This window comes from Bacillus cereus group sp. MYBK139-1 (assembly GCF_051916915.1).
In the GTDB taxonomy this organism is placed as follows: Bacteria; Bacillota; Bacilli; order Bacillales; family Bacillaceae_G; genus Bacillus_A; species Bacillus_A pacificus.
In genome coordinates this window covers 96,421-109,189 of sequence record NZ_JBQAHO010000007.1, presented here as the reverse complement: position 1 = coordinate 109,189, position 12,769 = coordinate 96,421, and the positions used below count along the sequence as shown (strand labels likewise).

The window sequence follows — 12,769 nt, the reverse complement described above, 5'->3', positions numbered from 1 at the left end:
AAATGAAAATATTTTACATTTCTATATATGAAAAAGAAGGACAAGCATAAAACTGCTTGTCCTTCGAGTTAAATTTAAAAATTAATATACTTTATCACCGTTGAAAATAGAGTTTTTCACGACTACATAATCTACAGTACGAATGGAGTCTAATTTTGTTCCACCAGCGTAAGAGATAGAAGATTGAAGATCTTGTTCCATTTCGATTAAAGTGTCTTCTAAAGAACCTTTATGCTCAACGAACATTTTCTTACCTTCAACGTTTTTCTTCTCACCTTTTTGGAATTCAGAAGCTGAACCGAAGTACTCTTTATAAAGTTTGCCGTCTTTTTCGATTGTTTCCCCTGGAGACTCTTCATGACCAGCGAATAGAGAACCGATCATAACCATAGTCGCCCCAAATCGAATAGATTTAGCTACGTCACCATGTGTACGAATACCACCGTCAGCGATAATTGGTTTACTTGCAGCTTTTGCACACCAGCGAAGTGCAGCTAGCTGCCAACCACCAGTTCCAAAGCCTGTTTTAATTTTAGTAATACAAACTTTACCAGGTCCAATACCAACTTTTGTTGCGTCAGCACCAGCGTTTTCTAATTCTCTTACCGCTTCTGGAGTTCCAACGTTTCCAGCGATAACGAAGCTTTCTGGTAAATGCTTTTTAATATGTTGAATCATGTTGATTACAGCATTAGAATGTCCATGCGCGATATCAATCGTGATGTATTCAGGTGTAAGGTGTTCAGCAGCTAACTGTTGTACGAATTCATACTCGTCCGCTTTTACACCAACGCTAATAGAAGCGATTAATCCACGTGATTGCATATCTCTAATGAATGAGATTCGGTTCTCTGGTTGGAAACGATGCATGATATAGAAGTAATTATTTTCAGCTAAATAAGTTGCAATTCTTTCATCAATAATCGTTTGCATATTTGCAGGTACGACAGGTAATTTAAATTTATGTTTACCTAAAGTGACAGTTGTATCACATTCAGAGCGGCTGTTCACAATACATTTTGCAGGAATTAATTGAATATCTTCATAGTCGAATACGTTTTCCATCATTTACACCCCTAAAATACGAATATTTTATTTTTATTAATCAAAAATGTTCGTCCATATGATAATTTACATTGTTTTCATTAAAAAGTCAAAGGATTTCTTAACGTTTTTTTTAAAAGTAGATTTTATATCTAAAAAACAACGTTAAAAACGAATTTAAAATGTTTTTTTGTTTGTATTGTTCGTTTATAAAAAAAGGTTGAAAAATTAAGATAATTATACAAGGGTGTATGTATTCTTTTTATTTTTTTGGAGTGGATGTAGGATTCTATGAAAAGGTTAATGCTAACAATACGAGCAAAAGATGTTATCAAGTAGTTGAACAATATATGAAATGATAAGGTTTATTTCTATATAAAAAGATGAATCTGGCATAATCCATCTTTTTATGTGAGGTTTCAAGTATAATAAGTAGGGCGATAGTAACGTATACAAAAGATAAAAAAGAAAATAATACAGAATAAAATGAGGTTAATATATGAGTAAAAAAGGGTTTTTTGAGTATAAATTAAGTAAAGAAATTGTAAGGGCACTTACTGGGTTAGGGTATGATCATCCAACAGAAGTACAAGGTGAGGTTATTCCAGTCGCATTACAAAAGAAGGATCTTGTTGTGAAGTCCCAGACGGGAAGTGGAAAAACAGCTTCATTTGGTATTCCACTTTGTGAAATGGTGAAGTGGGAAGAGAATAAACCACAAGCATTAGTTTTAACACCAACGAGAGAGCTTGCGGTACAGGTGAAAGAAGATATTACAAATATAGGGCGATTCAAAAGAATTAAAGCCGCCGCAATTTATGGTAAGTCCCCATTTGCACGTCAAAAATTAGAGTTAAAGCAAAAGACGCATATTGTAGTAGGGACTCCAGGGCGTGTATTGGATCATATTGAAAAAGGGACCCTTTCTTTAGAGCGATTAAAATATTTAGTGATTGATGAAGCAGATGAAATGCTAAACATGGGCTTTATCGATCAAGTAGAGGCAATTATTGATGAATTACCTACAAATAGAATGACAATGTTATTTTCAGCAACTTTACCGGAAGATGTTGAAAGATTATCACGTACATATATGAATGCACCAACTCATATTGAAATTAAAGCGGCTGGGATTACGACGGATAAAATTGAACATACTCTTTTTGAGGCGATAGAAGACGAGAAGCTTTCACTACTTAAAGATGTAACAACGATTGAGAATCCTGATAGCTGTATTATTTTCTGCCGTACACAAGAAAATGTAGATCATGTATATAGACAATTAAAACGAGCTAACTATCCTTGTGACAAAATACATGGTGGTATGGTACAAGAAGATCGTTTTGAAGTCATGGATGATTTTAGAAAAGGAAAATTCCGTTATTTAGTAGCAACAGACGTAGCTGCGAGAGGAATTGATATTGATAATATTACACATGTTATTAATTATGATATTCCACTTGAAAAAGAAAGCTATGTACATCGTACTGGAAGAACGGGACGAGCTGGAAATAGTGGAAAAGCTATTACATTTATAACACCATATGAAAATAGATTTTTAGAAGAGATTGAGGAGTATATTGGCTTTGAAATTCCAAAGGCAATTGGACCTTCAAAAGAAGAAGTTATGAAAGGGAAAGCTGCATTTGAAGAAAAGATACATGCTAAACCAATTATAAAGAAAGATAAAAATGCAGACATCAACAAAGGCATTATGAAGCTGTACTTTAATGGCGGGAAGAAAAAGAAAATTAGGGCGGTAGATTTCGTCGGTACAATTGCTAAAATTAAAGGTGTTACAGCAGAAGATATAGGCATTATTACGATACAAGATAATGTTTCTTACGTTGAAATATTAAATGGAAAAGGACCACTTGTCTTGAAAGTCATGAAGACTACAACGATTAAAGGGAAACAACTAAAAGTTCATGAAGCAATTAAGTAAATAAAAACTATCCACTTTAATAGGTGGATAGTTTTTTATTTATGATTCTTTTAAATCATCCACTAGTTGCTCCGCTAAACGTCTATACATATTACTCATAGTCACGAAGGATGTTAGTAGTAGAAATTTTTCTAGCTTTGTGTCTTCTAAGGAAGAAATCTCATTTACTTCTGTAACACGGTTATTTACGTCTTGTTTAAAGCTTTCGACATTGCTTTCAGTAAGAGCAAGATAATTTTTGTATAACGTATTTAATTCGAATGAATCATCATTTAATAAGGAGTCATTTATAGTTTCTAATGAACTTTTTATGTCGTTAATGGAAAGAGCACCTTTTAATTGATAAATTAGGCTAATTAAAATCATATGCTCTTTTGAATACTTTTTATTTTTGATAGGGATGAATAGTTTCCCTTTTGCGTAATTATTAATCATCGTTTTTGTTAATACTTTTTCATCATCAGTTCTCGTTGTATCTGCATAAGTATTCTCAAATAGTTGGACAACTTGATCTACATATAAGTCAACATTTGGAATATCCTCAAGTTTAATATTTTTTTCTAAATGCAATGTCTCAAGTAATTCATTTATATTTTCCACGTAGAATCCCTCACTTTTATAACTTAGTGGAACTTAATGTCTAATACATCCTTAAATATGGTATTACGAAACAAATAAATTGTAAATGTTGACCTTAAAAAGAAATATGTATATAATTACATGTAGTTATTAAAACTACATGTAATTATATGAGGGGTGTTATTATGAATGCTTATGTAAGGGAACCAGTTAATGCATTTACTCACTTAGGTGGAGCGATATTATCATTTATTGCCTTATTAGCTATGCTTGTGAAAGTTTCTATCAAGATGCCATCATTTGCTGCAATTACAGCTGTTATTTTGTTTGGGATTGGAATGATGGTCCTTTATACGGCATCAGCTGTATATCATAGTGTTGTGGCCAATGAACGTGTTATTTACTTCTTTAGGAAGTTAGATCATTCTATGATTTTTATATTAATTGCAGGTACATATGCACCCTTTTGCTTAATTACATTAAATTCAGCAAGTGGTTTGCTATTATTTTGTTTAGTCTATGCAACTGCGATTTGTGGCATTGTGTTTAAAATGTTTTGGTTTAATTGTCCAAGATGGTTATCGACAGCAATTTATATTACGATGGGTTGGTTAATTGTTTTATTCTTTGCACCGTTAGCTAAGAATTTAAGTACAGGAGGCATTGTTTTCTTAGTACTTGGGGGCATTTTTTATACAATTGGTGGATTTATTTATGGAACAAAGCCAAAATGGCTAGAGTTTAAATATATGGGACATCATGAAATTTTTCACGTTTTTGTATTATTAGGTAGTCTTGCACATTTTCTAAGTGTATATTGTTACGTAATTTAATAAGAAAAACGCCACATGACAAAAATCATGTGGCATTTTTCTTATTACTTGATTGAAATCGTATATGTTATAAAATTATTATGGGATAAAATGTAAGTTTATGTGTTCGCATATTAAACATAGGATAAGAAATATGTGATATACTTTGAGAAGTTTATAATGAATGAAATATGGAGGACTATAATTATGGCAATACTTGTAACAGGTGGAGCAGGGTATATTGGTAGTCATACATGTGTAGAATTACTAAATAGCGGTTACGAAATTATAGTAGTTGATAATCTTTCGAATAGCTCGGTAGAATCTATAAATCGAGTGAAAGAAATAACAGGAAAACAATTTAAGTTTTATAAAGAAGATGTTTTAAATCAAGAAGCACTTGACGCAATTTTTGAAGAAAATGCAATCGAAGCAGTTATTCACTTTGCAGGATTTAAAGCTGTAGGGGAATCAGTAGCAATTCCATTAACATATTATCATAACAACATTACGAGCACTTTAGTGCTATGTGAAGTAATGCAGAAACATAATGTAAAGAAGATGATTTTTAGTTCATCCGCAACTGTATATGGTATCCCGGAAACGTCACCGATTACAGAGGAGTTTCCATTAAGTGCAACAAATCCATATGGTCAAACGAAATTAATGATTGAGCAAATTATGCGTGATGTAGCATTTGCAGATAGAGAATGGAGTATCGCGTTACTTCGCTATTTCAACCCATTTGGTGCACATGAAAGTGGACGTATTGGAGAGGATCCAAATGGAATTCCAAATAACTTAATGCCATATGTCACACAAGTGGCAGTAGGTAAGCTAAAAGAATTAAGTGTATTTGGAAATGACTACCCAACGAAAGATGGAACAGGCATCCGTGACTACATACATGTTGTAGACTTAGCAAAAGGTCACGTAAAAGCGCTAGAGAAAGTACTGAATACAACAGGAGTAGATGCTTATAATCTGGGCACAGGTACAGGGTATAGTGTACTTGAGATGGTTGAAGCATTTGAAAGGGTTTCAGGAAAAAAAGTTCCTTATAAAATTACAGAGCGTCGTCCTGGTGATGTGGCAATATGTTTTGCAGATGCATCAAAGGCAAAACGTGAACTAGGATGGGAAGCAAAACGTGGATTAGAAGAAATGTGTGCAGATTCTTGGAGATGGCAATCAAATAATAAAAATGGCTATTTGGAAGTTTAATATGTAGATACAAAAAATGCCCTTTGCATGAGCAAAGGGCATTTTTTGTATTTATTTCCCATTAAGTTTATTAGCTAATTTGGTAAAAAAGGTCCGCTGTTTTATGGGAATATTTGACTGGCAAAATGTATAATAATCAATATCTTTAATGTAAGTAAAGAGTCTAGAAATAGCATATAGGAATGTAATAGAAGATCCAACTGCGAAACTAATGCCGTAACCATTGAATCCAAATGGAAGCAGGATAAGGCTTAATAATAAGTTTGCAAAAAAGAAAATAGCTGATGTTCGAAATGCCCCTTTACGATCCTCAAAGTATAGGAGTAGTAATGTAATAACGAGTACCATTCCATTTGCATAAGCACCAACTATAGTTAGTTGCAGAATAGAGTAATTAAGTGTTGTCTTTCCAGATTGCGAACTAAACATCCATATTATAAAAATAATAAGTAAGGAAAAAATACCTTGATTACGAAGTATACGTTCCATTTCCTGCTTTAAGACAAAGTTCATGGAATCTTTCAATTGTAAAAGCGTATGTAATGTTCCGCCATTGTTTACCGAACCGAAGAACTTTTTATATCTTTCATAAAACCTGGTTTCAATGGATACTACAAAGAAAATATAGGTTGGGATAATACTTAAATACGCCCAGAAAACAGAAGTATCATAAATTTGATGATAAATAAATGTGTCTTCAATATTTCCCCGACCGTCTCCAAACCAAATAACAAAATTACATACCCAAATACCCACATTGTAAAAGAGGCTTGACCAAAATAATTCTGGATATTTATCTAAATAAGACAGAAAGGTAAATTGTTCAGTAGCATCACTATTTGGAAACATTCGTACAATAACGATACTTAACCATACTAGTGTAATGAAAGTGCCGAGTGTAAAAGAAATTAAAAGCAATAGGGCAGATCCATGTTCTAACCCAAGTGTAGGGTGCCAGTAAGCTACTAGGATAATTCCTAATAGGGAAAAAATGGATCCGATTAAAAATGCCAGTGCAATTGATTGATAATCTTTAGCTGCTGTTAAATAAATGGACTGAATCCAGATGATATTTAAAGCTAAAAATAAAAATAGCATCACGATTTTATAATATAAAGCTAACGGTGTGAAAAATGCAAACAAAAGCCATAACATAATAGCTAAAAAAAGTGTGATCTTCGTCATTCCTAAAAATGAAGAAAATACTTTATCAGCTTTTTGTTCGTATAAAAGGTCAGCTACATATCTAGTTACAATGAGCTGCAATGCTCCGTAAATAATTTGAGAAAAAATAAAGCAATATGAAATTGAAATAGTGAAAAGGCGCTGTTCTTCAATTGAAATAGAATGAAATAAACTCAAAATGAATCGAATAGTTGTTACTGCTAAAATAACGACTAACCAAGGACCAGCTGTAACAAATAACGAAAATCCATAAGCTTTTACCCTTGAAGAATAGTAGTCTTCCTGAAATAATTTTTGTAATCGAAATCCTATACCTGCCATGTTTTCGCCCCCCTTTCTAAATAAAGCTTACGATAACTATCAACAACACCTGATAATTGATAATATGCTTCAATACGATTACGCCCATTGTTTCCGAATTGTTGAATGGATTCAGGATGGCGATAATACCATTCTAAGTGGGTGGCAACTTGTTCAGGAGATACAGGTGGTACAACAAAGCCACATTGGCCGTAAGGATCTTCATCTTGTCCATAAATTAACTCCTTACAAGAACCAACGTCTGTAACAACCCATGGTAATCCCGATGCCATTCCTTCTAACATAGCTAGTGGTTGTCCTTCAGATATGCTAGTTAATACGAGAATATCCGTTTGTTTTAAGTAATCTTTAATGTTTACTCTGCCAGTCATTATTACATGTTCTTTTAATCCAAGTTGCTGAATTAAATCACGACATTCTTGGGCATACTCTGGTTCTTCTGTATCAGGACCTAATAAGTAGAAGATAAAAGGAATATCTTTTTCTAATAATAATTTAGCTGCATAAATCATTGTTTTTACGTCTTTAATTGGCACAACTCGTATAATAGCAGAAATAATGAGTTTATCTGAATTATGTTTTGGCTTACGTAGCCCTTTATAGTCAGATAAAGTAACACCATTTGGAACAATTTTTAGTTTATGGGCCGGGGCTCCTAGTTCTTTTTGATATGCACTATTCCGTCCGAATAACGTAATCACATCAGCAGCTTGTTCATATGCTTGGTGAGATAAATGATGGAAGAAAGAAACCCATCTTTTTTTGTATTCGATTGGTATCCAAGTTGATTGGAGTATTTCCTCTTCACGTTCCCGAGAATAAATACCATGCTCTGTTAGAATAAATGGTATGTCAGATTTGGCACTAATTGCAGCTCCAAGAAGCCCACCATAGCCTGTAGATACAGAATGGATAAGATCTAATTCAGGGAAATCAATTTGTAAAATTTGAATGATTGGTGTGAACATAGATCTCCACATCCAAAAGTAATTTAAGAAAGAACCACTACTTTCTTCATATAAATAGCTTTCTTTCACTATTTCATAAAATTCACGACTTTCGAAGAAGGAATGTAGTGTTCCTAGCTTTTGCTTGTTCCCTAATATTTGTAATGCCTCTGTGTTGTTAGCTTGGAATGTAAACCATTTTTGAAGTGTTTGTACTTCATCAGTCGTTAAATTGGTTTTTATATGTTTTGAGTCACTTTCTGATTGTAAGGGAATCATAATGATATCTTTTACATTGTTAGGAATTTCATATTGATATTCCTCTTCTGTTTTTATTTGCGGTACGATCGCAAATATGGTGAATTCATGTTCTTTAAATTGTTGGATGATCATTTGTACCCAACTTGCTACTCCGCCACTGACAAAAGGATAACTTCCTTCAACGACTAAACCTATTCTCATCTGCTATACCCCTTTAATTGGAATTGTAGCGTTAGCTTGTTTTAATATAACGCTATAAATTTGTGAATCTAGCTTTGTAACTGTGCCGTATGGGAATGAACCGGTTTTCAATTTTTTCCCTTCTTCCACACGTATAATCGTTGCAGTGTGGTTTGGTAATCCTTTATATGCAATATGAACAGCATCATCTTCATAAGAAACAGCTAAATCACCAGTTTGATAAATTTTCATAGAAGCAGTTGCTTCGCTTTGTGTCATACTTTTTATATAAGGATATCTTTCTCGTATTTCTTTAATTGTCGTTTTATAAGCTTTAAATAATTCTTCCCACGTTAAATTACCCGAACGTTTTTCATCAAGGATATCATCTGGATGGACGAAATGTGAGATAACCCCTAAATTTGCGGTAACATCAGCTAAAATAAATTGTTCTTCATCTGGGATAGCGTAGCCACTCGTAATACGCGGGAAGTGATAAATATTTTTGTTGTGCTCGTCTGGTCCAAATTCTTGAATTAAACTGCCGTTACTTTTACTTCCCACATATAGAGAAGCAACTGTTTCCATAGTTGGAACCGCGTCGTTTAATGCACTTAATCCAGTTGTATTTATAATATTGGATGGTGGTACATAGGTTTTTAGTTTTTCGTTTGGAAAGAAGTTATACACGAGTTTTTGTAAAGCATCTAAGGATCTCTCCATGTCCTCTTTTGAATTCCATGGAACATATTCAAGTGCTTTATCTACTGGGTCTGGTGGTAATAATAAAGGTTGATGGTTATAGCCATGAATACCGATTTCTCCACCGTGACTTAATAATTCTCTCCCAAATAATAAATAGGTATTTCTATTTTTACCTGTGAAATTTTCAAAAGGTGGCGTTACTTTATTTTGGTATGTCCCAATTGCAACCCCTGTATATTTAATATCAAGTTCTTCAGAGATATCCTTCATATTTTTCCACCAATGTTTTTTATAAAATTCTTCAACAGAAATTTTTTCTGTTGTTAAGTTTTTTAGTTCTCCACTTGGAATTGGAGATGGGAAGTCATCGATATACATAATCTCCGCTCCAAGTTGTACTGTAACGAAAGTCGGGAAAATAGTACCCAGTGATTGAACGAACATACCTCTACCTAATTTATCGTTCAATGCTGTTGTGTTCCAATATAAGACTTTTCCTTCACCGTAGTCATTGGTCCAAAGGATGGGAGTATCTTCTGCAGTAATCCAAGTATTAGTTGTATTCTCATCTAGCGTAATATTCATTGAGCTATGAGTGAACAATGGAGAAGAACTTGAGAGATCAGGATAACCAGGGAATAAAACTTCTTCAAAGGTTAATCCTTTCACATCTTTGAAGCCTTCTTTTTTTGTAATACCAAATAATGTGTTCCAAGAAGGATCTGAATCAAGTCGGTTTGCGATAATAATCCTTCCACCCATTTGTACAAAATTTTGAATATCAGCTTGTGGAAGTTGCGCCATTATTTCACCTGTAATAATAATTCCTGTATAGGGAGAGGGAGTAAGTCCCTTAATTTCATTAGCTGTAATATCTTTATAGTGTAGGTGTGCGTAATCCATTGCCTTTTTCGTATTAAATTCGACTTGTTGCCCTAATGTATTATCCGTTTTTAAAACGTATAATTGCATTTTTTGTCCATTTTGGGCTGCATCTTTTGCTTTGAGTGTTTTAACAGTATTTGTTTCTTTAGTTTTAGGAACAGAAAACTTTTGATAGAAATTTTCTGTTCGATATATAAGGATAGATATAATTAAGAGAAATAAAATGATACTAACAATTCCGATATATATATTAATCCCCTTTTTCAATGTGTGCGCCTCCAAACTGCCTTACAAATAATTGATATTTACGCGGTAGTATATGAACTCTTTTTGCAGCTGCTAGATTATTGATTAAGTTATAGAGCTCGTCCCATAACTTTTGCTCATAATATATTTCAAGTAACCCAACATAACCGTAATATGATTCAGGATAGAAATGAATAAGATTTAAAAATTGTTCTTCAGACTTTGCATATTGTTTTGTATGTAGAAACAGATTTCCAAGGTGGAAAGGATAAAGAGGTTCGGTAGGGAATAGTTCTACACTTTGTGTAATAAAATTCATAAATTCGGCGATTATTTTTTCCTTTTGCTGATTAGAAAGAAGACCACTGTCTATATATCTTAAATAGTTAGAAACCAACTCTTTTGCAATTTCCTTTTGTGGATTTTGTAGAAATTGCTTATTTAAGTATTCGATCTGTTTTTCGTACCGTTCATTTAGTAAATTAATAGTAGTTGCTGCGTAATGTACAGTTTCAGGATCTTTATGGTGAATGGCTTCTTTCAATAAGCCTCCTTCATTGGAAATAGGGGAGGAGCTTAACTGTACAATGAGTTGTTTATGTAATTCAGGCTTATCTAGTTCTAATCCAGAAGAAAATGAAATTAGGTCCATATCTTGTTTTGCTGATGCCAAAATATCTTCATAATGATCAACTTGAAAGGAAACATACTCAGAGTATTGCTGTAACCACTCGGTTTTGGAGCGTCTTATATTCAGTAATAACATGATTGCTGATACAATAAGTCCGACAAGCGGGAAAAGGAGAGAGATAATCAAGCAAAACTCAATAATTCCTTTCTTATCTTCAGTAATCAAACCTTTCGTAAATCGAAATAAAAGAAAAACCAAAATAGCATAAATAAAGTAAAGAAGGAGTAAAATCATTAGCATACCACTCCTTTAGAAGAAAGAGCGTTTTGTATACGAGTTTTGACTGGTAATAAAAACTTTTCTTCAGTGCCAGGTAATAGAATCATAACTTTTTGTTTGGTTGTGCTATAACCGAATATATCGATATCACGCAAATGATCTTTTAAAATAGAATTTATTATTTCTAAGGAATCTTGTGGAACAGTAAATTCAAAATAGGAATATGGATAAGATAATGTTTCGTAACGTTTCTTTTCTATTTTTAGTAAATGTTCAAATTCATCTTCATAATAAATGCTCGTTTTAGGGAATGTACGATCCTCTTGACTTGATAGCCAAAGATTAGAAGCGTTTTGTAAACGATCACCCATCCAGCGTAAATACCATGTGAAAAGTTCGAATTGCTCAGAAGTTACTTTTGAAAATTCAATTTCGTCTAATATAATGACGTATTGTACATCATCTTGGAATAGGACGGGACCAACTAAAAGTGGAGCGTCTTGAAAATCCTCTTCTGTACGGAAAAAAGGTCGATTATGCGCTAGAGCATTTTTGATGACTAGCGAAGCATTTTTAACAAAAATGGATTGAGGTAAGGTGTTTTTACCAGTTTCTGCTCTTAATTTAATACGAAGTGATTGTTTATTGTTATCAACGTGGTAGATACCAATTTTTTTTGCTCCGAAATACATTTTTAATACATTTATTCCCTCATCGAGTACAATTTCAGGATGTGTATGATTTAAAGCTTTAAACATATGATACATTTTAGATAAGTGATTATTTGATTCAAGTACACGAGAACGTAGTGTAATACGTGTTTCATCCAATTGTTTCACAACATATTTTAATTCTTTATTTTCGGCTTTTAGCTCATTATTTATCATATGTACATCTTCATACCGTTCTTTTTGTGCAGTACTCATTAGTCCACAACATAAACTAATAACAAGTAAGAAAATCCAATTAATCCAGTAATCTAATGAATAAAAGTACAGTAATATATCATCTTCTTTATATATACCGCTTACAAAAATATAAATCATTGCTTCTAGAAAGGTGAAAAGGGCGATAGATATGCCATACCGGCTAGAAATAATTAATGTAATAAATAAGAGTAAGAAGTATTCATACGTTGGTGTTAGAAAATCAGTTAGTATTGAGAGAAAAAATAGAGCAATAAAGAGAATCGTAGGTTCAATCATTTTTTGTAATAAATTAGATTGTCTATAGTGCATAAAAAATCCCTTCTTTCGTTTGCGAATTTAATTTTGAGGAATAGTACACTGAAATAAAATACATAATTTAAAAGAATTATTTTAAAATATATAATATACGAAGCCCAAATCATTTTATCAACAGAGATGTAGTAAATTCAAGTGAAATAAATTCTAATTTTTGTTAATGTATTGTATTTATTGGAATTTATATTAAATATCGAGCTTGAAAAAATGTAAAATGTTATTGTATTACTATACTTGTATTAATATTTAAAACGATAAAAAATTACAGTTTTATAGGGGGG

At 32.8% G+C, this 12,769-nt stretch carries 10 protein-coding genes; 3 read left to right on the top strand and 7 right to left on the bottom strand.

The annotated features are described in order from the left end of the window. Positions 1–81: 81 nt before the first annotated feature. Positions 82–1,065, bottom strand: a complete 984-nt coding sequence (guaC, locus tag ACTFRS_RS25250; protein ID WP_440025298.1) for a GMP reductase — start codon at positions 1,063–1,065, stop codon at positions 82–84. 478 nt (positions 1,066–1,543) lie between these two features. Here guaC and dbpA point away from each other — a divergent pair, with 478 nt between their 5' ends. Further along, positions 1,544–2,989 (top strand): ATP-dependent RNA helicase DbpA, encoded by a 1,446-nt coding sequence (gene dbpA, locus ACTFRS_RS25245; protein ID WP_440025300.1) that lies wholly within the window; start codon positions 1,544–1,546, stop codon positions 2,987–2,989. Between the two features lie 39 nt (positions 2,990–3,028). Here the strand turns inward: dbpA and ACTFRS_RS25240 are convergent, their stop codons facing one another. After that, entirely contained in the window at positions 3,029–3,589 is a 561-nt protein-coding gene (locus ACTFRS_RS25240) for a DUF1836 domain-containing protein (RefSeq protein ID WP_000427879.1), read from the bottom strand. 164 nt (positions 3,590–3,753) lie between these two features. Here ACTFRS_RS25240 and trhA point away from each other — a divergent pair, with 164 nt between their 5' ends. Next, positions 3,754–4,401: a PAQR family membrane homeostasis protein TrhA gene (gene trhA, locus ACTFRS_RS25235; RefSeq protein WP_242293746.1), complete on the top strand. Its 648-nt coding sequence runs from the start codon at positions 3,754–3,756 to the stop codon at positions 4,399–4,401. Between the two features lie 186 nt (positions 4,402–4,587). Continuing rightward, entirely contained in the window at positions 4,588–5,604 is a 1,017-nt protein-coding gene (galE, locus tag ACTFRS_RS25230) for a UDP-glucose 4-epimerase GalE (protein WP_000996533.1), read from the top strand. Positions 5,605–5,655: 51 nt separating this feature from the next. Here the strand turns inward: galE and pelG are convergent, their stop codons facing one another. From pelG to ACTFRS_RS25205, 5 genes are read right to left on the bottom strand one after another with little or no spacing between them, the layout of a single operon-like run. Continuing rightward, positions 5,656–7,110 carry an exopolysaccharide Pel transporter PelG gene (pelG, locus tag ACTFRS_RS25225; RefSeq protein ID WP_000907294.1) on the bottom strand — a complete coding sequence of 485 codons (1,455 nt, stop codon included), beginning with the start codon at positions 7,108–7,110 and terminating at the stop codon, positions 5,656–5,658. Then, the gene (gene pelF, locus ACTFRS_RS25220; RefSeq protein ID WP_242293747.1) at positions 7,098–8,519 is read right to left on the bottom strand and encodes a GT4 family glycosyltransferase PelF; all 1,422 of its coding nucleotides are present in this window, start codon (positions 8,517–8,519) and stop codon (positions 7,098–7,100) included. Before pelF ends, pelG begins: the two co-directional genes overlap by 13 nt. A gap of 3 nt (positions 8,520–8,522) precedes the next feature. Continuing rightward, positions 8,523–10,355, bottom strand: coding sequence for a DUF2194 domain-containing protein (locus ACTFRS_RS25215; RefSeq protein WP_139868613.1), 1,833 nt, complete (start codon positions 10,353–10,355; stop codon positions 8,523–8,525). After that, positions 10,339–11,259 (bottom strand): tetratricopeptide repeat protein, encoded by a 921-nt coding sequence (locus ACTFRS_RS25210; RefSeq protein ID WP_098922098.1) that lies wholly within the window; start codon positions 11,257–11,259, stop codon positions 10,339–10,341. The genes ACTFRS_RS25215 and ACTFRS_RS25210 overlap by 17 nt, the downstream gene beginning before the upstream one ends. Beyond that, entirely contained in the window at positions 11,259–12,482 is a 1,224-nt protein-coding gene (locus ACTFRS_RS25205) for a nucleoside-diphosphate sugar epimerase (RefSeq protein WP_139868611.1), read from the bottom strand. The genes ACTFRS_RS25210 and ACTFRS_RS25205 overlap by 1 nt, the downstream gene beginning before the upstream one ends. Positions 12,483–12,769 lie beyond the last annotated feature (287 nt).

Coding starts and splice junctions, on each gene's coding strand:
- guaC (WP_440025298.1), bottom strand. CDS start 1,065: ATGGAAAACGTATTCGACTATGAAGATATTCAATTAATTCCTGCAAAA.
- dbpA (WP_440025300.1), top strand. CDS start 1,544: ATGAGTAAAAAAGGGTTTTTTGAGTATAAATTAAGTAAAGAAATTGTA.
- trhA (WP_242293746.1), top strand. CDS start 3,754: ATGAATGCTTATGTAAGGGAACCAGTTAATGCATTTACTCACTTAGGT.
- galE (WP_000996533.1), top strand. CDS start 4,588: ATGGCAATACTTGTAACAGGTGGAGCAGGGTATATTGGTAGTCATACA.
- pelG (WP_000907294.1), bottom strand. CDS start 7,110: ATGGCAGGTATAGGATTTCGATTACAAAAATTATTTCAGGAAGACTAC.
- pelF (WP_242293747.1), bottom strand. CDS start 8,519: ATGAGAATAGGTTTAGTCGTTGAAGGAAGTTATCCTTTTGTCAGTGGC.
- ACTFRS_RS25210 (WP_098922098.1), bottom strand. CDS start 11,259: ATGATTTTACTCCTTCTTTACTTTATTTATGCTATTTTGGTTTTTCTT.
- ACTFRS_RS25205 (WP_139868611.1), bottom strand. CDS start 12,482: ATGCACTATAGACAATCTAATTTATTACAAAAAATGATTGAACCTACG.